Below are 20,538 nucleotides of genomic sequence, written 5' to 3' on the forward strand. Positions count from 1 at the left end.
ATAAACCAAAGGAGATGACGGTCCTTTTTGGAAATGAAAGGCGTGTTCTCAAAATCTGCGCTGTTTTTCTGTGAAATCTGCGGGAAACAAAAATCAGTAGTAAATTTTCCGTAATAGCATTCTATAAGATGAGACTTTACTGTTACATCAGGCTGTTAAATTTTTAAAACACAGATTTTTTTCTAAATTGGAGGCATGAAACACCTCATCTCATCTCTTTTACTTTTATCCGGGCTCGCTTCTTTTGCCCAGAATACTAAAACGATTAACCAGTCCGGGAACCCGATTTTTCAAGGTTGGTATGCAGACCCTGATGCTGCAATTTTTAACAATAAATACTGGGTTTACCCAACTTATTCGGCCAAATACAAAGAACAGGTATTTTTGGATGCCTTTTCATCAGATGATTTGGTAAAATGGAAAAAACACCCGCATATTTTGGATACTGCCGCCGTAAAATGGGCCAATAAAGCCATGTGGGCACCTGCAATTGTGCAAAAAGATAAAAAATATTACCTGTTTTTTGGTGCCAACGATATCCAGAACGATAATGAAAAAGGGGGAATAGGCGTAGCAGTTGCCGATAAACCAGAAGGCCCTTATAAAGATCATTTGGGGAAACCATTGGTTGATAAATTTTACAACGGGGCACAACCTATTGATCAGTTTGTGTTTAAGGATAAAGATGGACAGTATTATTTAATTTATGGTGGTTGGAAACACTGCAACATTGCCAAATTGAATAAAGATTTTAACGGTTTTGTACCTTTTGAAGATGGAACTACTTTTAAAGAAATTACGCCCGATAATTATGTAGAAGGACCGTATATGTTTATCAGGAACGGTAAATACTATTTTATGTGGAGCGAGGGCGGTTGGACAGGTCCAGATTATTCTGTTGCTTACGCCGTGGGCGATTCGCCATTTGGTCCGTTTAAAAGGGTAGGTAAAATCTTAAAACAGGATCCGGCCATTGCAACCGGAGCAGGTCACCATTCGGTAATCATCAACGAGAAAAAAGGACAATATTACATTGTTTACCACCGCAGGCCTTTAACCGAAACCGATGGAAACCACCGCGTTACCTGTATCGATGAAATGAAATTTGATGCCGATGGAAACATTCTTCCCGTAAAAATTACGAACGAGGGCGTTAAAGCAAAAAAAGTAAAATAATTAAGCGCTGCTGGAAATTCTATTCGGTTTCCAGCAGTACTTCACTTTCTTTTAAAACTGCCTTTACCTGCTTTTTACTTAGTGTATTAAATCCCCAGGTACATAATAAAAGCATGCAGGCAAGTCCCAGCCACAAATAATTGTAACCCAGGTTTTCTGCTACCAAAAAACCGACATATGGCCCGGCTAGCTGTGCAAACGACCAGCTTAAAGTATAACCAGCGGCATATAAACCCCTATTGTGTTCGTTACTCCTGCTAATTACTATCGTATTGATAAAAGGTAATGTAAGCATCTCGCCAATGGTAAAAACAACGATGGTTAATATGGCCATAATGATGTGGAAACTTACAGGGGCGCTTAATATAACATAAGAGCACGCAAATAAAACCGCGCCGATAATGATGAAAAACATGGGCGATCTTTTGGCTTCAATCTTATTGATCATCACCATTTCGAACAGGGCAATTACCGCTCCGTTAATGCCGATGATGATGCCAATGGCAAATTCATCAATATGCCATTCCTGTTTAAAAAATACCGGTACAATCCTGAACATCAAAAATGCACAGGTAATAAATATGGTGGTAAGAAGGATGAATTTCACATAAAAAGCATCGTTCCACGGCTTCAAAATAACCATGCTACTGGCTGTTTCTTTCGCTTTTTTAATGAATCCTTTTACCTGCGGTAAAAATGTTAGTATCAATAGGCCAACAATAATACTTACCACACCCTCTACAACAAAAAGTAACCTATAATTAATAGAAGCGATTATACCTGCAAAGCTAATGCCTATAGACCAGCCCATGTTTGTTGCCAACCTGTTCAGCGAGTACGACCTTGTTACGGTACCTTCGGCGGCATAATGTGCTACTGCCGTAAAATTGGCCGGGCGGAAAGCCTCTGAAAAAAAGCTGATTACAACTGCCAGGATGCAAAGGCTGTAAAAGTGGGTTAAAGTAGAAAATAAAATAAACAACAGGCCGCTTATGATGGATGATAGTACCTGTACTGGTCGGAAACCGATCATATCGGTTAGTTTACCGCCTGTTGCCGAGCCAAGAACGGAACCTACACCAAATAAAATGATAATTAAGCCTGCATCTGTTACCGATCTATGCAAACTTTGGGTAACAAACAGCCCCATAAAGGGCACAGACATGCTCCCGAACCTGTTAAATAGTATCACAAAGCTTAGTAACCAGGTTTCCCTGCTTAATCCACTGAAAGAGGTTTTGTATGTATTGTAAATGGCGGTAAACATAGATGGTGGTGTAGAATTCCAAAAATAAGAAATGAACAGACGATAAGCGCTAATTCCTTAGTAATAGTTTTGAAATAAAATGAATCAGCCTATATTCCATACACCAATTATTTTTACTAGAATTGTTATCTATAAACTACCGTTATGTTTATCAAAAACGCTCAATACACTACTGATTGCCCATTTTTAAATATTGTAAGGGAATACCATGACCCAAAATCTCCCAAAAAAGATGTTGGTAAACAATATGGGCAACAGGAAAGAATTTTCCTCAATACCTTCCAGATCGGGTTGTTCGAAACCTATAAATTTTTATACAGCGAATGCCGGGATAACGAACATTTTAAGAACTGGATTATTGGATTAAAAGGTGCTGATTTTTATCAACAGGCCACCATAAAGTTTAATCAATGGTACCAAAATAAGTTGAATGCTGCAGATACGTCTTTTGCTAGTATTTTAAGCGAAGCCCAGCATCGGTTTTGGGAAGAAAACGGCTATATAAAAATAGACAGGCTAATTGATGCTGAACGTTGTAATGCCGTAATCGGACTGATTGCAGAAACGCTTGGCGCGGACATCTCGGATCCCGAAACCTGGTACAACGATCATCAGCTCCTGCAGGGGCTCATGCTTCAGCTTTATCAGCACAAAACACTTGATGATATACGGAACGATGAAGGTATAAAGGCTGTTTTTGCAAGTCTGTACGGATCGGAGGCCTTATTGCCCAACTGCGAAAAGGTAAGCTTTAATCCTCCCGTAAACGGAAATTTTACTTTTAAGGGGAGTCCGCTGCATTGGGATATCGATTTTAGCATCGGCCCTCAATATTACATACAGGGTTTACTTTATTTAAATGATGTGCCCGTAAACCGTGGTCCGTTTAGCGTGATACCGGGTTATCACCATAAAATAGAAGCAGAACTGCAGCATAAAAATCCCGAAATTTTGATTGAGGAGCTAAAAGAACAAAATCTTTCAATTCCGGTTACCGGAGAACAAGGGGATTTAATTTTGTGGTTACAAGCTATTCCGCATGCAGCTACGCCCAATTATTCGGATTTGCCCAGGTTTGTGCAATATTTAAGTTTTAATCAGTATTAACCTCTTCAATAATTCATATAAATGGAAATAACACAACTAAGGGAAGAATTAAGGCGCATTAGCGAAGAAATTTTAAAACCAGGCGACTTTCACGATACACTTGCACCTGCCATAACCGATTATGCAGCTTTGTTATCAAAAATCGTCAAAATTGATAGCGATAACGAACAGCACCGAAAACATGTACAAAGCGAAATGGGACAGGCTATAGGTACATTTTGGGCAGCACAATGCGTTAAAGAAGTTATAAGGACCCAACGCTTTGTAAGAAGTTTATACCTTGCAATTAAGGAAAAATTAAACCAAAAAGCTGGGCCGGTTCATGTAGTATATGCAGGTACAGGCCCTTTCGCTGCTTTGGCACTACCGGTTATGATGCATTTTAGCCCCTCAGAAGTCCAGTTTACCTTATTGGAGATTAACCTGCAAACTTTTGACCTGTTGCAGGAAGTATTGGATGCATTTGATCTAAGGGCATACATAAAAAAATGCGAAATTGCAGATGCAACTCTCTATCAGGTTGAAGATACAGCTATTGATATCGTTTTAAGCGAAACCATGAGCAGGGCACTTATAAAAGAACCACAGGTTGCCATTATGCTTAATTTTGCAAAACAGTTACCGCCAGATGTGATTTTTTTACCGGAGGAAATAAATGTTGGTTTAAGTACCCAGCAAAAAAGTGGCACTAAACCAAAGCTAATAAAGAGTTTGATGGAATTTAATACTTCTCTAAGGCAAAAACTGGTTAATGAAACTGTCGGAACTAACTGGCAATTTGATGAGGTAACTGTTGAAAATGATATAGAGGAAGACGAACAGATCTATTTCTCTACAGAAATTAAGGTATATAAAGATAATTTTTTAGATTTTAACGATTGTTCGCTAAACTTACTGGAAAGAGTAAAGACTGGTAAACTAAGCCCTAAAAACTTAAAATTCAGGTATACGCTGAAGGAAATGCCTGGATTTATGATTTATTAACTCATCGAAAGTAAATTTAATATATGCTTTAGAAATAAGTTGATCGTTTTTAATGTTAAACGACCAACTTATTTTCGATCAGATTTTTATTTCCCTACTTTTTCCCCAACTTTGCTGCATCAGTACAGATATGCCGCCAGAGAAAAGAATTCCTAAAGCCCCCGTTACCAGAAAACCTGGCGTAAAAAAGCCTGTTACCAGAAAGCCTGCGGCAAATAAAAAAAAGAAAACCACGATATCTATCCAGCTTAAATTATTTATGGTAGGGGTGTTGTTGGTTTTGCTTTCGCCATTTTATTATGGTTATGTATTAAGGAGTTTTGTAGGCACATGGCGCTGGATCAAAGATTTGGGCCAGGATCCTAATTACCGGACATACGAAAGTTTTAATATCAAAATCCCTAAAAAATATACTATTCACGGCATTGATGTTTCCTATTACCAGGGTAAAATAAACTGGCAAAAGGTAAAAGAAATGAAAGAGGATGAAGTAAACGTAAGTTTTGCATTTATTAAAGCTACGGAGGGATTATTGTTGGTTGACCCATATTTTCAGCGTAACTGGCGCGAAGCACCAAAAGCAGGTATTATCTGCGGCGCTTATCACTTTTTAAGGCCGAAGAAAGATGGAAAAACACAGGCAAAATTCTTTTTGCAGGTGGTAAATATCGAAAAGGGCGATTTGCCCCCAGTGGTTGATATTGAAACTTTAGATGGGGTTTCACCTTTGAAAATGAGGGCAGAGCTGTCTGATTTTCTTAATTATGTAGAACTTAAGACCAAAGTGAGGCCGATTATTTATACCGGACTTAAATTTTACGAAGATTATTTAACCGATCATTTTGATGATTATCCCCTGTGGATTGCCCATTATTACCAGCCCAAGTTAAGATTGGATAACAGCAGATGGAGATTTTGGCAACACTCTGATAAAGCCAAGATTAACGGTATTGGCCATGTGGTTGATTTTAATGCTTTTAATGGCGACAGTACGGCACTTAGCAAGATATTGGTTCATTAGTTCACTGGTTCATTCGTCATTTGTTATTGGTTAACTGGTTAATTGTCCAAATTGGTTAACTATTAGCTGCATCCCGTCATCCTGAACTTGTTTCAGGATCTATTACATGAGGTTTCCTAATAAACAAATGACTAATGAACTAAGAGACTAAACAACCCATTTATCACATTTTTCAAGGAAAAACTCATCAGCTTCGGCACCGATCCCGATTTCTTCAGAAACATCCAAAAAATAGCCATTATAGGTTAAGCCACCAACTACTGGATCAACCAGATGGCCTAAGAGGGCCGTATCAAGGTCGAAAAATTCTACGTTTGGACTCGCCAGTGCAAAATGGAGGTTGGCACTTAAGGCAAGTCTGCTTTCGAGCATACTGCCAATCATGCATTTTACACCCCTCTGTAAAGCTTCTTCGTGGATTTTTTGAGCCTCCAAAATGCCTCCCGATTTTGAGAATTTAATATTTAAGTATGTGGTAGATTGGCTGTTGATCAGTTTACGGGCATCATGATGGTTGTAACAGCTTTCATCTGCCATTAATTTAATTGGCGAATTTACATTCAGTTCGGGCAGTTTATCATCATACCAGGTGCGCATGGGCTGTTCGCAAAATTCAATATTGTATTTTTCCAATTCGCCTAAGGCAAATAAAGCATCATCAAAACTCCATCCCTGGTTGGCGTCCAAACGCAGTGTTAGTTCTTCGCCCACCGCTTCGCGAATGTGTTTTACCCTTTCTATATCATCGTGTACCTTTTTGCCCAGCTTAATTTTAATGATCCTGCACCCCTGGCTTTTATATTTCAATGCCGTAGCAGCCATTCCTTCTGGCGTATCAATACCAATTGTCATATCGGTTTCGATGGTCCGTTTTTGTCCACCGAGGAATTTATAAAGCGGTAATTTTGCATTTTTGGCAGCAATATCAAATAAAGCCATATCTAAAGCACTTTTAATGGTGTTGTTATGATCGGCATAGCCCAATAAATCGTTCATCCTTTCAGGAATCTCTAAAGGATCTTTACCTTTTAAAATCGCCGCGAAATCTTTGGCCATGGCAATACAGGTTTCCTGCGTTTCGCCCACAATCATCGGGAAAGCAGAACATTCGCCAGTGCCATGGATACCCGCATCGGTAAAAATCCTGATCAGTACATTTTGGGCAAAGTGCATGGTTCCGGTAGCTATAACAAATGGCTCCATGGGGATGCTAAAGCGGTATATTTCGGTATGGGTGATTTTCATGTTGTTAAGGTTGAAGGCTGAAGGTGTAAGGTTGAGGGTTTGGAAATCGCGATAGAAGCCGATAATGCGTCCAGCTCAATTCGTGACGCAGTGCATCATGAATTGGAAATGATTTGTAAAAACTTCTGATATTACGCAGATTACTTTCATCAAACCCTTTTCCAAACTCTAAGGTTAACTGGATAGAAAGATTTTTCAACGTTGCTTTTCCGTAATCTGCGCGAAATTTCCCTTGTTGTTCGTCTTCAATAATAAGTTTTCCAATTTGCCAATACGATTCAAGCAGTGCCGAATTTGCAGCACGGAAAACCTTTAAACGAGATTGGTTAATAATCTCCCTTATGGCATTAAATAGCTCATTTGTTATCAATTCCATTCATGAAGTAGATTTCCAACTAAAGTATAAAAACAAAAACTAAATAGAAACAGGTTTGTAGATTATTAATAGATTTACGCCGTTAAATTCCATTTTCCCTTTTACATCACCCACTATGTCTGAAACCAATAGTTTAATCCACGCTTCATCGCCATATTTATTACAGCACGCCCATAATCCCGTTAATTGGTACGAGTGGGGGCAGGAGGCATTAGAAAAGGCCAAGGCAGAGAATAAATTGATATTGGTAAGTATCGGCTATTCGGCCTGTCATTGGTGCCATGTAATGGAGCGCGAAAGTTTCGAAAACCATGAGGTTGCCGAAGTGATGAACAGGCATTTTGTTTGTATCAAGGTCGATCGCGAGGAGCGTCCGGATATTGACCAGATTTATATGTATGCCATTCAATTGATGACAGGTAGTGGAGGATGGCCATTAAATTGCATCTGTTTGCCCGATCAGCGACCGATTTATGGCGGAACGTATTTCAGGAAAAACGACTGGATCAATATTTTAGAAAATGTGGCCGCACTTTGGGCAAACGAGCCTGGTAAAGCCGTTCAATACGCCGAACGTTTAACTTCGGGTATTAAAGACAGCGAAAAAATAATTCCGGCGCTCGAAACAGAGGAATATACAAATGAACACCTTTCCGAAATCATCGAACCCTGGAAACGCCATTTCGATATCGGTTTTGGAGGATATAACCGTGCCCCAAAATTCCCGCTGCCTAATAACTGGGTATTTTTATTGCGTTATGGCTTTTTAAAGGATGATGAATCTGTTTTTACAGCTGTTTGCCATACACTCGAAGAGATGGGCAGGGGCGGTATTTACGATCAGATCGGTGGAGGTTTTGCCCGTTATTCGGTTGATGATAAGTGGCATGTGCCGCATTTCGAAAAAATGCTTTACGATAACGCAGAATTGATCAGTTTATATGCAGAGGCTTATCAGTGCACTAAATTCGATTCGTTTAAGCAAACTGCCATAGAAACCATAAACTGGGTTTTTGATGAAATGACCTCGGCCGATGGCCTGTTTTATTCGGCACTGGATGCTGATAGCGAAGGTATTGAAGGCAAATTTTATGTTTGGGATAAAGCAGAATTTGATCAGGTTTTGGGCGAAGATGCGCAATTAATAGGCGCCTACTATAACATTACCGAAGAGGGGAACTGGGAGGAGGAACAGACCAATATCCTGCGTAAAACGATTAGTGATGATGAATTGCTTGCCAAATTTGATATCGATGCTGAAGTGCTTTATGATAAAGTAAAATCTGCGAAAGCAAAATTAATGACCGTGCGAAGCAAAAGGGTTCGTCCGGGCTTGGACGATAAATGTTTAACCGCCTGGAATGGTATGATGATCAAGGCCCTTGCTGATGCTGCTGGTATTTTAAACCACAGTTTGTATTACGAGAAAGCATCAGCTGCGGCCAGTTTTATATTAAATAACCTTAAATCTGAAAAAGGTGGCTTATACCGCAACTATAAAAATGGGAAAGCATCAATAACGGCATTTTTAGATGATTATGCATTCTTGATCGAAGCTTTAATCGCACTTTACGAGTATGATTTTGACGAAAAATGGCTGGATGAGGCAAAATTATTGACCGATTATGTTATCGCAAATTTCAGTGATGCAGATTCGCCGATGTTTTTTTATACCTCTGCCGAAAGTGAGGATCTAATTGCCCGCAAACACGAAGTAATGGATAATGTAATCCCGGCTTCAAATTCTACCATGGCACAGAACTTAAAAAAACTGGGTTTGCTCTTCGATATCGATCTTTACACCGAAAAGGCTTCTGCAATGCTTGCTGCAGTGCAACCAAAGATTAAAACTTATGGCTCGGCCTATTCTAACTGGGCAATTCAATTGTTGAATGAAGTTTACGGTATAAACGAAATTGCCATTACCGGTTTGGAAACCGATGTGGTTAAATTAGAATTAAGCAGCCATTATATTCCGAACAAAATTACATTGGGTGGAACAAAAAGTAACCTGCCGCTGTTAAAAGGTAAGCAAAGCAATGAAACAAAAGTTTATATTTGCCGAAATAAAGTATGCCAGTTGCCGGTTAACACTGTTGAGGACGCATTAGAGTATTTACAATAAATTAATTTAAATGAATATTTCACCAAACTCTGTAGTAGCGTTAACTTACGAATTGCATACTACTAACGAAGAAGGACAACAGGTTTTTGTAGAAAAAGCCGACGAACAAAATCCTTTAGTATTTTTATATGGCGTTGGCATGATGTTGCCTAAATTTGAAGAGCATTTAACTGGTTTAAAAACCGGCGATGAGTATGGCTTCGAGCTATCTGCTGCAGATGGTTACGGCGATATTGATCCGGGTGCTTTTGCCGATCTTCCAAAAACAATGTTTACCGAAGCTGGTGGCGAATTACCGAATGTTGGTGATGTAATTCCTTTACAGGATAACAATGGTAACCAGTTCAGGGCAGGTGTTACTGCTGTTCATGATGAAACCATTTCAGTTGATTTAAATCACCCAATGGCTGGTAAAAATTTAGTATTCAGTGGCGTGATTTTAAACGTACGCGAGGCTACTCAGGATGAATTAGCCCACGGACACGCACATGGTGCTGATGGTCACTCAGGTCACTAATCAATCAATATAAATGATTTTAAAGGAGCTAAGTTTTAAAACTTGGCTCTTTTTGTTTTATACCGTTTATCAATCCTGAAAAACTTCTTCTAAAATGAGTTTAAACCCTGGCATAATGGGCGTGGTTACCTCTTCGCCTTCTGTGAGCAGTTTTGTTGGTTGAAATTTACCCTGATCATCTAAAATATACCTGAAAAAAGTTTTATCCAAATGGCTCACTATCCAGTATTCCTTAACGCCTGCTTCTTCATAAACCTCATATTTATTGATCAGTTCCTTTTTATTGTTGCCCGGGGATAAAATCTCAACTACAATATCAGGTGCGCCAATACAACCGCGTTTATCCAGCTTGTCCTGATCGCAAACCACTACAATATCCGGTTGTACCACAGTGAAAACTTCTTTGTCATTTTTGCTTTTTTTAGCTAAACGAACATCAAAAGGCGCCATATATACTTCACAGTTATGTCCTTTCAAAATGTTGTAAATAGGATTGTGGATTCTACCCAAAATTTTTTGATGGATACGAGAAGGAGCAGGACTCATTTTAAAAATACGTCCTTTAATAATCTCTAAGCGTTCCTCGAATTCGAAACGCATATAATCAGCATAACTGTAATAAGCAGAAAAATCTACTTCATTAACTGTTTTAATGGGAGGCAGCTCATCTTCAGTCGGATATGGTTTCATATTTTTCATATTGGCGTTTAACCAAATATAACAAATATCTATTTTGCTTCCTAAAAATCGATCTTCAAACGCAGCCCACCATTGGTGAGGTTAAGGTTTTCTTTTGAAAAAGTTTTCATTGGCAACCTCAAAAAAGGCTCGATGGCAATGTTGTTCTTTTTGGAGATTTTTTGCTTGTAACCTAATGAGAAATTGTAAAAACCGATGTATTTATCAGGATCAATACTGTTTTCGGGTTGAGGCTCAGTCTTTTTTTCCTGAACAATAAATGTTTTCGAATCGGCATAACCATTTACAATCGGAGCAGCAAAACTCTGTACTTGGTTTACAATGTAGTTATTCTGTTGCGAGTTGTTTAAAACAGCTAGTGCAGAAACCCCGACACCAGTATACAGTTTATCGGTAATGTTATATTTCAGTTCCAATGGAACATTGATACCACGTACTTTAGCATCAACCGACTCCAGGTTGCGACCAGATAAAGTTTGAGGAGCAGAAGCCCCCAGCGATTCTGTGGTGCTGATAGAAGCATAAGAAACACCGGAACTGATGGATAATTTGTTGGCAATAGCGTAGGATAAAGAAAAGCCATAGTTCATATTTACCTTATTATCGTTACCCATTGCAGGAGCAACATATACATCTGGTTTCCATTTAGAGCTTTCGTTTGTTTTAGCGTTCGGCTTTAGCTGGTTTGCACGGCTATCCTGTGCTAAAAGTTCCTCAAAAGTTATTTTACCTCTCACTGTCGGCTTTTTCTTTTCAGTCGAAATTTCAAAATTTTTCGAACTGTAAGTCGAAATATTAGTGCCTGCAAGTTTATTATCCAATAAATTAGGATTTACAGGTGTTAAATCCGCTGAAGTGCCCGCAGAAGTATAATTCTGATTGGTTTCAGTAATAATAGGATTAGCTTTTTGGACTAATTGAGTTGAGCTATTGTTATTAATAGCCTTATTTAATGCAATTGTAGCATCATTTAATTGGTTTGAAGAAGAACTATTGGTTTTAGATGAAATTTTAATATCGGTACCAGTATCCGCAGGTAGGTTTTGCTGCGTTTTGGTTTTATTTACCGCAACATCAACTTTCTCTTTTTTATTGTTTGTAACAAGAAATACCCCTCCGAAAACAAAAATCAGGGCAGCAGCAGCCCACAGCGGCCAGTATGCAATCCTCCGCTTTTTACTTCCCTTTTCAGAAAAGCGCTCCCAGGCACCATTAGGATATGCTTCCTCGTGGTTTTGGAGTTGTGTGGCAATATGCTCAATTAATTCCTTATCCATTTTTCTCGTATGAATTGACCATAGTATTTAAATAAAGGGTACGTAACTTATTTTTGGAACGCGTTAAATAAACACGGCTCGAACTTTCGGGTATATTCAGCATTTTCGATATCTCATCGTGTGCAAAACCTTCAATTTCGTATAAGTTAAATACCAGTCGCTGTGTATCTGGAAGATGATTTAGTAAATTCAAAATATCATTAACATGGAGATCTGAAGCAACCGAAACCTGTGTAACCGGATGTTCGCTTTCTGCAAGGTCATCAACATAGAACTGTGCTTTAGCACTCCGTATTTTATCTATTGCGGTTCTCGAAGCAATCTGGGCGATCCAGCCCTTGAACGACCGCTGCAGTTCTTCCGGATTTTTTGGAGCCTTAAATCCTCCAACATGTTTGAAAATCTTGATAAAACTGTCATTTACAAGCTCTTCACTGTCTGAAGGGTTCTTGGTATACCTTAAAATAATGCCCATTAAATAGCCATAAAATGATTTATACATCATTTCTTTACAGCTATTGTCGTTTTTTACACAGCCTTTTAAAATTTCCTCAAAACTGAGTATTTTTTTTGTCACCCTTGTAAAGGACTATTTATTAAAGGTTTATCATAGTTGATTTGCTTGCAAATTTAAGAAAATAACACCACCCAATTTTTTGGATGGTGTCAATTTTCATTCTCACAGGTAGTGTAGTTCTTTATTTATTTTTCATAACGGATAAACCTAATCCGGTGCTATCGGTTTTGCTTGTTAAGCCTTTGGCCCAGATGGTATAAATTTTTCCTTTTTCGATTTTAATTGATGGCAAACTTACTTTAACAGTTCCACTTTGTTTTAACTGGAAAGTGTAGCTATCATTAGGTGTAATGTTGGTAAAAGTGGTAAACTCTTTAAATGCTTTTGCAGTAAATAAAGGGGCATCTGTTCCGGCAACTGCAAGATCGTAAGTGGCAGTACCAGGGCTTAGGTTTACAAAACGCACTTTAGCTTTGTCTGCATCCGGTGCTTTTAAGTCATCTTCAAGGATTAAAAGTTTTGTCGATTTTAAAGTATCAACCACAAATACCGAATAGAAAAAACCTGGCTTCAAACTGGTGTTGGAATTGGTCAAATATTTTAAAGTATCTTTTTTAGCTACACCAACCAATCTTATGCCAGGGTATGCTGCATAGTATCCAAGGTCTTTGGTGTAGGTAAAACTGTTGATTTTTTGGTTATCCAGGATAAAATCCAAAGCGCCTGTACCGGGTGATGCGTGCACAAAACCAATACCGGCTGCTTCAATCTGATCTCCGCTGAAATCTTTTTTACAGGCTGTTATGGTTAAGGTAATCGCAAATAGAGAGAGTATAATTTTTGCCGTAGTGCTAAAATTTTTCAAATTCGTTTTCATTTTAATGTTTAAATCAATTTTTATGAACAAAATTGGTTAATGGCCATTAACGCTTTTTTCTTGTAAAACGATTAACGGAATGAAAACGCTACACAGGCTAATATTTTTTTTCTAAAAGAAAAAGCCACATGTTGTGCATGTGGCTTTAAAATATGATTTAACTGAAATACTAAGCGTACATCTCTTCGCGGAGTTTGGCAACATCGCTACTGTTGATGTATTCATCGTAGGTCATCAGTTTATCGATGGTACCTTTAGGTGTAATTTCTATAATGCGGTTGGCAACTGTTTCTGTTAACTGGTGATCCCGTGAGGTAAACAGAATTGCGCCTTTAAAATCTTTCATACCATTGTTCAGGGCTTCGATTGATTCAAGATCCAGGTGGTTGGTAGGTTCATCAAACATCAATAAGTTGGCCTGTTGCAACATCATACGTGAAAACATACAACGCATTTTTTCCCCTCCCGAAAGTACTTTAACATTTTTAAGCACTTCTTCGCCCGAGAATAACATACGGCCAAGGAAACTGCGTACAAATTGCTCATCGGCATCGGTTCCCGAATATTCGCGTAACCAATCAACCAGATTTTCATCTTTGCCGGCAAAATATTCCGAGTTATCATTCGGGATATCAGCTGTACTGATGGTAACGCCCCATTTAAATTCACCTTTAAAATCAGCATCTCTACCGGTTAATACATCGTAAAATGCTGCGGTGGCTAAACTGTTCTGTGATATTACGGCAATTTTATCGCCTTTATTTACCATAAAGGTAACTTTATCGAATAAAATACCATCATTCCCGGTTTTACCTAAAGCATCTACCTGTAAAATCTGATCGCCGGCCTCACGACCTGTATTGTTGAAGATAATTGCCGGATATTTCCTGCTCGATGCTTTAATTTCGGTAATATCAATCTTATCTAAAGCTTTTTTACGTGAAGTTGCCTGTTTTGATTTAGAAGCATTGGCACTAAAGCGGCGGATAAATTCCTGTAGCTCTTTTACTTTATCTTCCATTTTCTTGTTCTGGTCGCTGCGTTGTTTTAACGCCAACTGACTAGATTCGTACCAGAAAGTGTAGTTACCGGTGTAAATGCTCATTTTGGCAAAATCGATATCCACAATGTGTGTACAAACGGCATCCAAAAAGTGCCTATCGTGGGATACTACCAATACAATATTCTGGTAATCGGCCAAAAAGTTTTCCAACCAGGCAATGGTTTCGATATCCAAATCGTTGGTAGGCTCATCCAGTAATAAAATATCAGGGTTACCAAATAAGGCCTGTGCCAATAACACACGTACTTTTTGCGTGTTATCAAGCTCTTTTAACAGTTTATAGTGGTTGTCTTCTGTAATGCCCAGGTTGCTCAACATCGTTGCAGCGTTGCTTTCCATGTTCCAGCCGTCCATTTCGGCGAAAAGGTTTTCAAGCTCTCCGGCACGTTCGCCATCTTTCTCGGTAAAATCTTCTTTCATGTAGATGGCATCTTTCTCTTTCATAATGGCATAAAGCTCCTTATGTCCGATCATTACCGTTTCCAATACCGAAAATTCATCAAATTCGTAGTGGTTCTGCTTTAAAACGGCCATTCTTTCGCCTGGTGTAAAAGCTACACTGCCAGAAGTTTGGCTTACCTCTCCCGATAAAATTTTAAGGAAAGTAGATTTACCCGCACCGTTAGCCCCAATTACGCCATAGCAGTTGCCCTGGGTAAATTTTAGGTTAACATCTTCAAATAATGTGCGTTTGCCGTATCGTAACGATAAATTAGAAACTGAAATCATACTGTTGTTGAAATAAGGCGCAAAGATAGGGAAAAAGGTTGAGGGTAGGAAGCGGGAAGGGGTTTGATTGTGCTATTGTTTTTATTGTTCTATTGTTGGAAAATTGAAATGTTCAATTGTTATATTGCTTTATTGTTGGGAAATTCAGTTAACCAGTTTAAACAATTAACCGATTAACCAGCTGCCGGATTGTTTTATTGTTGGAAGGTTCAGTTACCTGTTAACCAATTGTTTTATTGTTGAAAGGTTTGAGCTTTTATTTGGAAATGGGGGCTCCGGTTCGTTGTGGCTAATTTAGCCCCGTTATCCGCTTTACTCCGTTGCACTCCGTGTTCGCTGCTACCGGGTTTATTTTTTAAAGGGGAGATGCTTTTGGCTAATTTTTAACCCAGAACCTAAATTATCAGTTAACCGATTAACCAATTTAAACAGTTAACCAAATTCGTTATTTTAGCCGCATGCAATACGATCTTTTGCTCGAAACCATTAAAACCACTCTTCAAAAAAGCAAAGTAGAAAAACTGGCTGCCATTGCTTCTGATGAGACCTTTTCGGTTAAAGACCTGATTGATTTAAGCTTCTATCATGATGAGCAGATCGGTTTTAGGGCTGCATGGATTATGGAAAATGTGTATACAGCCCATCAGCAACGGTTTTTGCCGCACACACTTTATTTCTTGGAAAAACTTCCACATCAGCATAATTTATCGGCATTACGGCATTATGTTAAAATTCTAGCCTTAACAACCAAGAAAAATGCCTCCACAGCTGTTAAAAAGATCATTGCAGGTTATAATACCGATCAGTTGGTAGAAGTTGTTTTTGCATGGCTCATCGATGAAAAGATTCCTGTTGCCATAAAATCGCACTGTCTTAATATTTTAGCTAATTTAACCATCAAACACCATTGGGTACGTGAAGAGCTGTTACAAACCATGGATTTTCTGGTTGATAAGGAAAGCATTGCCTTTTTTGCAAAGGTAAAGCAGATCAGGAAACAGCTTTCAGTTGGCAGTTAGCAATTATCAGTTTCAGACCTTAAACCTTCAACCTTTCTGCCTTCAGCCTTCCACCTTATATTGGTTAGCATAAAGTCAAATCTTCCGGAAGAGATCAAATTTGTCTTTCCCTTTCAGCTTTAGTCTTTCAGCTTTTAGCTACTTTTACCACATGAGTACTACATACGAAATCATCTCAAAAGTTATAAAAGAACGCCGCAGTATTTTTCCTGCCAGTTATATCAAAAAAGAAATCCCGGTTGAGGTCATTAATCAGATTTTAGAAACAGCCAATTATGCACCAACACATAAATTAACCCAACCATGGCGCTTTGTGGTAATCAGAAAAGACGGCTTGGCTAAACTGGGCGAAGAGTTGGGCAGGTTATATAAGGATTTGGTTAGCCCACAGCAGTTTTTGCAGAAAAAGTACGATAGCTTTGCCGAAAAAACCGGTCAGTCTGATTGTATTATAGCCATTAATATGCAGTTAAGTGGTAAAATACCAGAGTGGGAGGAATTGGCATCGGTTGCCTGTGCGGTGCAGAACATGGCCTTAACGGCAGAAAGCCTTCAAGTTGGTGCTTACTGGAGCTCGCCACCACTGATTGATCATTTAGGAGAGTTTTTAAGCCTGGGCGAAAATGAAAAGTGCATCGGTTTATTTTATATGGGCTATCATAACGAAAAACCCTGGGAGCCTAATAGGGGAGCCATTGAAGAAAAAGTGAGGTGGATTGAGGATTAGTCTTCAGTCCCTAGTCGTTAGTCCTTAGTCCGGTTTATTGGTTCATAGTTAGACGGTCCATAGCTTTGATCGGCTGGGGAATGTGAACTTTAGGTTGTATACGTTGTATTTAGTCAATCGATATGTTTATATTCACGATCAGTCGACTTTGGACTCAGGACTGCCGACTTCAAACTAATTACATCATCCATTTTACATCTCACATCATACCTCAATGCTAAACCCTCTAGATCACTATTTCGAGCAAAAAGATGAGCCGATTAAAGGCTGTTTGCAATATTTACGGTCGCTTATTAGGGGCTATAGCGATATTACGGAGCATTGGAAATATGGAATGCCAATTTATTACTATAAAGGAAAAATGTTCTGTTATCTTTGGATCCACAAAAAACTCCATCAGCCTTATATTGGTTTTGTTGATGGAAATAAAATTGAACACGAAGATTTATTACAGGAGAAAAGGGCAAAAATGAAAATTTTATTGATTGATCATCTGGAAGATATTCCCAAAAAGAAAATCGAATCCATTTTAAAACTGGCCTTCGATTTACGCTATTCCCCTCCTTTGGAGGAGTGCCCATAGGGCGGGTGCTTAATTTCAATTGTCCGTCTTTCGTCCATTAAGAATAAAGATTTTATTGGTGATTGCTATTGGTCAGTGACTATTTGTTCTCCCGCCACCGTCTATTTTCCATCAAACATCTTCCATTATCCATCAAACATCATCCATTATTACATGTCTGCATTAAAATCTAACTTATACCAACTTTGCTTAACTTTTATTCAAAACAGGATAGAAAATATTGAATATTCATTGCAGCAAGCGAGGCAAGCCTCGAATGACGATACAAAAAGCAGCGCAGGTGATAAGTACGAAACCACCCGCGAAATGATGCAACAGGAAATGGATAGAAACAATAAACTATTGTACGAAGCTGGGCAACAAAAAATTGCCTTACAGCAGGTAGAAAATGTTGAGCCTGGTAAAGTGGTTAAAAATGGAAGTGTGGTGTTAACCTCTGAAGGTAATTTCTACATCAGCATTAGTGCGGGCGAGCTAAATACCGATGGAATGAAATTCTTTGCCGTATCGCAGGCATCGCCTATTGGCAGGTTCCTGATCGGTAAAGCGATAGGTGAAAGTTTTAAGTTTAACGGCAAGGATTATTTAGTGAAAGAGATATTGTAGAAAAAAATCTAATAGTTATTTCTACCAATAACATATTATTCAATGTCGTCACCCTGAATTCATTTCAGGGTCTTAATTGCAGGAAAGATGCTGAAATAAATTCAGCATGACGATCGCACTATGACAAATTAGTGGAAACTACTTTGCTTATTTGTCCCGCTGATTTAAGAAGATAAACGCAGAAGTAAGTTTGCAGTTTTCAGTTTACAATTTGCAGTTAAGCAATTCGCGCAATTAACCGATTAACCAGTTAAACAATTAACCAACAAAAGGTTACTTAATCCCCATCCGTTGTGCAAAAGCAGGTACTAAATGAGTCTTTAAATCCGAATAAGGAATAAATACCACAATCTGCCCCTGGGCATAACTGGCTACTTCATAAGGGTTGTACATAAAAGCAATTCCATTATTGTTGAAATAGAAATTGTTGTTCGGTTTTATAAAATCATCAAACAGTACGGTGCTTAAAGCATCTTTTGCCTTAATGTTGTATTCTTTTCGGATATTTTGCTCTAAAAGCCCTTTTAAAGCGTTGGAATCTATTTTAACGATATCGCTCAATATCATCTGTTTTTTGTTCTTCACATCAAGGCAGTACATAATGCTGCTGTAATTTCCGTGTGCACCACCAGTGTAGGCATCTGCCAGGAAATCAACTACCACATAACCATTGTCGTTGTAGCTAATGGATTGCTGACTGTTGTTGGTATAGTTCATCCAGGCCTGAAAATCATCGTCGCGGCCATTTTTTTGTTGCTCGGCAACCTGTGTTTTATAATCTTTAAAATAATCGGCAGCAATATTTTTAAAACCGGTTGAAAGGGCTACCTGTGGTCCCAGTCCAAATATTTTTTTAAGTTCGGTGTTTAGCCATCTGCTGTATTCGTCAGTATTTTTGCTTTCGAGGTATTCGAAACTGATCTGTGCTGCTGGCGATTTGGCCTGGTTGGCAAAAGCTTTAACCGAATCTTCGTAAATACCTGCTTTAAATTCATAACTGCCATCAGGATATTTCTCTGTTAGTGTAATAGGAAATTTCTTCGCTTTATCGCCACTTTCCCATGTGCCGTTAAAGCCATTACCTGTCCATTTTAAGCTAAGATGCGGTGATTTAAAATCCTGGGTAAAGTATGATGCATAATAACTGTATTCGGTAAGTACAATACTATCTTTCCCGATCAGCGTATCGGTGGATAGGTTTAGCCACGAACCGTCGTAATAATAGGCGCCACTAATGTCATTATTAACTTTTTGTAAATGCATTACCACTTTTTTACCTGCAATGGTACCCTCCAATCTCTTATAGAAATTTTCGGTGAAAGCGGTTTTAGTATTTGTTGTACTATAGGCTGTTTCTGCATTATTGTTTCCATTTTTTGGGTTGTTGCAGGCAGCTAATATGCTTATTACGAAAAGGCATAAAAGAAAGGAGTACTTCATAGTATAAAAATGTTGTAATGTTGGAACGTTGAGTTATTTCAAGATTCAAACTTTTTAATTGTTGTAAGGTTGGAATGTTATAAATAAGCTCTCTGCTAAGCAAAGTTCAATTTATGTCTATATATTAGATCAACTTTAGCTTCTTTTTCTAATGCGATTGTCATGCTGTTCCGAAACTTCGGAATAAGCATCTTTCATGCTAGAAAGACCCTGAAATAAATTCAGGGTGACGACCTGAATTAACCTTACAATATTTTAAACCCGTTTTACTTAGATTTTGTTTTGTTAAAGCTTTTATTAATGCTGTAATAAAGGTTTTTTGCCGTATATCTTCCCGGATCGATGATTCTTCTGATGGTATAAAGCGGGTAGTTTTCATCTCTTGCTGTTGACAGGATAAAAGCTGCTTTAAATCCATGCTCCTTTAATTTATGGAGGGTAGAAGATTTAAAAACACCATAAGGAAAAGCAAAATATTCTACCTTTTTACCGGTAATCTGCTCTAATTTTTTTGTTGGCTCATCAATCTGGGTAGTCCAGTCGGCATCCGTAAATTGTGCGAAATTTTTATGGTCGTAGGTATGGCTGGCAATGGTATTTCCTTCGTCTGATAACTGTTTAATCTGTTCTTTGGTCATGTAGCTGATGCGGCCTTTTCTACCAATGGAAACCGTCATGATAAAATACACGCCTTTAAAACCATATTTTTTCAGCGTAGCGTTTCCTACGGTAAACTGATCTTCGTCGGTATCATCAAAACTGATGATGATGGGTTTTTCGGGCAGTTTAGCGCCGTAAACCAAATAATTATATAAATCATCGGGCTGGATGGTATGGTAACCACTATCAGCCAGCATTTTAATATGCTCGCGGAATTTATCAGGCGCAATAATATCATCGTGTGCCCTTTTGCTATCGCTTGCAATGTTGTTCCTGATCTGGTGATAGCACAATACAGGTACTTCTCTGCGCGCCATAATGGTTTTATTATCTGCAGGTTTAATGTTTGCAGAATCAATTTTAACCTGTTTCCCTGTTGTATCGTTTACAGCTGTTTTTTCTTTTTGCTTGTTGCCCGAACAAGCCAGTGAAAACAATCCTAAAAATAACATTGATAATAGGGTGTGGGCAGCTGGTTTTAAATGTAAGTTCAATTTTTTTATCATTTATTTGATCAAAGATA

At 38.5% G+C, this 20,538-nt stretch carries 20 protein-coding genes; 10 read left to right on the top strand and 10 right to left on the bottom strand.

The window, feature by feature from the left end; genetic code table 11:
- Window positions 1–195 precede the first annotated feature (195 nt).
- The gene (locus B2V92_RS00155) at window positions 196–1,176 is read left to right on the top strand and encodes a glycoside hydrolase family 43 protein (RefSeq protein ID WP_293303710.1); all 981 of its coding nucleotides are present in this window, start codon (window positions 196–198) and stop codon (window positions 1,174–1,176) included.
- A 19-nt stretch (window positions 1,177–1,195) separates the two neighbouring features.
- Here the strand turns inward: B2V92_RS00155 and B2V92_RS00160 are convergent, their stop codons facing one another.
- Window positions 1,196–2,443 carry an MFS transporter gene (locus B2V92_RS00160; RefSeq protein WP_293303712.1) on the bottom strand — a complete coding sequence of 416 codons (1,248 nt, stop codon included), beginning with the start codon at window positions 2,441–2,443 and terminating at the stop codon, window positions 1,196–1,198.
- Window positions 2,444–2,587: 144 nt separating this feature from the next.
- On the opposite strand from B2V92_RS00160, the gene B2V92_RS00165 reads away from it, so the two are divergent.
- The 3 genes from B2V92_RS00165 to B2V92_RS00175 are packed head-to-tail and all read left to right on the top strand — an operon-like array spanning window position 2,588 to window position 5,555.
- Window positions 2,588–3,550, top strand: a complete 963-nt coding sequence (locus B2V92_RS00165; protein ID WP_293303714.1) for a phytanoyl-CoA dioxygenase family protein — start codon at window positions 2,588–2,590, stop codon at window positions 3,548–3,550.
- A gap of 21 nt (window positions 3,551–3,571) precedes the next feature.
- Window positions 3,572–4,534, top strand: coding sequence for a hypothetical protein (locus tag B2V92_RS00170; RefSeq protein ID WP_293303716.1), 963 nt, complete (start codon window positions 3,572–3,574; stop codon window positions 4,532–4,534).
- Between the two features lie 52 nt (window positions 4,535–4,586).
- Window positions 4,587–5,555, top strand: coding sequence for a glycoside hydrolase family 25 protein (locus B2V92_RS00175; protein WP_349681413.1), 969 nt, complete (start codon window positions 4,587–4,589; stop codon window positions 5,553–5,555).
- A 147-nt stretch (window positions 5,556–5,702) separates the two neighbouring features.
- Here B2V92_RS00175 and B2V92_RS00180 read toward each other — a convergent pair whose 3' ends face one another.
- Together B2V92_RS00180 and B2V92_RS00185 are read right to left on the bottom strand one after the other, a co-directional pair.
- Window positions 5,703–6,800: a mandelate racemase/muconate lactonizing enzyme family protein gene (locus B2V92_RS00180; RefSeq protein ID WP_293303718.1), complete on the bottom strand. Its 1,098-nt coding sequence runs from the start codon at window positions 6,798–6,800 to the stop codon at window positions 5,703–5,705.
- 4 nt (window positions 6,801–6,804) lie between these two features.
- Window positions 6,805–7,176 (bottom strand): DUF1016 N-terminal domain-containing protein, encoded by a 372-nt coding sequence (locus B2V92_RS00185; RefSeq protein WP_293303720.1) that lies wholly within the window; start codon window positions 7,174–7,176, stop codon window positions 6,805–6,807.
- Between the two features lie 115 nt (window positions 7,177–7,291).
- Here B2V92_RS00185 and B2V92_RS00190 point away from each other — a divergent pair, with 115 nt between their 5' ends.
- Window positions 7,292–9,301, top strand: a complete 2,010-nt coding sequence (locus tag B2V92_RS00190; protein ID WP_293303722.1) for a thioredoxin domain-containing protein — start codon at window positions 7,292–7,294, stop codon at window positions 9,299–9,301.
- Between the two features lie 10 nt (window positions 9,302–9,311).
- Window positions 9,312–9,818, top strand: a complete 507-nt coding sequence (locus B2V92_RS00195) for an FKBP-type peptidyl-prolyl cis-trans isomerase (RefSeq protein WP_057933416.1) — start codon at window positions 9,312–9,314, stop codon at window positions 9,816–9,818.
- Window positions 9,819–9,887: 69 nt separating this feature from the next.
- Here the strand turns inward: B2V92_RS00195 and B2V92_RS00200 are convergent, their stop codons facing one another.
- From B2V92_RS00200 to B2V92_RS00220, 5 genes are all read right to left on the bottom strand, one after another.
- A complete protein-coding gene (locus B2V92_RS00200) occupies window positions 9,888–10,517 on the bottom strand; it encodes a Uma2 family endonuclease (protein WP_293303731.1) in 630 nt (209 codons plus the stop codon).
- A gap of 41 nt (window positions 10,518–10,558) precedes the next feature.
- Window positions 10,559–11,794, bottom strand: a complete 1,236-nt coding sequence (locus B2V92_RS00205) for a hypothetical protein (protein ID WP_293303733.1) — start codon at window positions 11,792–11,794, stop codon at window positions 10,559–10,561.
- On the bottom strand, window positions 11,787–12,371 hold the full coding sequence (locus B2V92_RS00210) for an RNA polymerase sigma factor (RefSeq protein ID WP_293303735.1): 585 nt from the start codon (window positions 12,369–12,371) through the stop codon (window positions 11,787–11,789). Before B2V92_RS00210 ends, B2V92_RS00205 begins: the two co-directional genes overlap by 8 nt.
- 121 nt (window positions 12,372–12,492) lie before the next feature.
- Window positions 12,493–13,188, bottom strand: coding sequence for a DUF4397 domain-containing protein (locus B2V92_RS00215; RefSeq protein ID WP_293303737.1), 696 nt, complete (start codon window positions 13,186–13,188; stop codon window positions 12,493–12,495).
- Window positions 13,189–13,357: 169 nt separating this feature from the next.
- Complete coding sequence (locus B2V92_RS00220) at window positions 13,358–14,980, bottom strand: ABC-F family ATP-binding cassette domain-containing protein (protein ID WP_293303739.1); 1,623 nt, start codon at window positions 14,978–14,980, stop codon at window positions 13,358–13,360.
- A gap of 458 nt (window positions 14,981–15,438) precedes the next feature.
- Between B2V92_RS00220 and B2V92_RS00225 the strand changes: the two genes are divergently transcribed.
- From B2V92_RS00225 to B2V92_RS00240, 4 genes are all read left to right on the top strand, one after another.
- Entirely contained in the window at window positions 15,439–15,999 is a 561-nt protein-coding gene (locus B2V92_RS00225; protein ID WP_293303741.1) for a hypothetical protein, read from the top strand.
- Window positions 16,000–16,150: 151 nt separating this feature from the next.
- Window positions 16,151–16,726 (top strand): nitroreductase family protein, encoded by a 576-nt coding sequence (locus B2V92_RS00230; RefSeq protein ID WP_293303743.1) that lies wholly within the window; start codon window positions 16,151–16,153, stop codon window positions 16,724–16,726.
- A 214-nt stretch (window positions 16,727–16,940) separates the two neighbouring features.
- Window positions 16,941–17,309, top strand: a complete 369-nt coding sequence (locus B2V92_RS00235) for a DUF1801 domain-containing protein (RefSeq protein WP_293303745.1) — start codon at window positions 16,941–16,943, stop codon at window positions 17,307–17,309.
- A 153-nt stretch (window positions 17,310–17,462) separates the two neighbouring features.
- Window positions 17,463–17,915, top strand: coding sequence for a 3-oxoacyl-ACP synthase (locus B2V92_RS00240; protein WP_293303747.1), 453 nt, complete (start codon window positions 17,463–17,465; stop codon window positions 17,913–17,915).
- 273 nt (window positions 17,916–18,188) lie between these two features.
- On the opposite strand, the gene B2V92_RS00245 is transcribed toward B2V92_RS00240, so the two are convergent.
- Both B2V92_RS00245 and B2V92_RS00250 read right to left on the bottom strand, forming a co-directional pair.
- Window positions 18,189–19,355, bottom strand: coding sequence for an RsiV family protein (locus B2V92_RS00245; protein ID WP_293303749.1), 1,167 nt, complete (start codon window positions 19,353–19,355; stop codon window positions 18,189–18,191).
- A 266-nt stretch (window positions 19,356–19,621) separates the two neighbouring features.
- On the bottom strand, window positions 19,622–20,509 hold the full coding sequence (locus tag B2V92_RS00250; RefSeq protein WP_293303751.1) for a polysaccharide deacetylase family protein: 888 nt from the start codon (window positions 20,507–20,509) through the stop codon (window positions 19,622–19,624).
- Window positions 20,510–20,538: the final 29 nt, after the last annotated feature.

Source organism: Pedobacter sp. UBA5917, assembly GCF_002432345.1.
GTDB lineage: Bacteria > Bacteroidota > Bacteroidia > Sphingobacteriales > Sphingobacteriaceae > Pedobacter.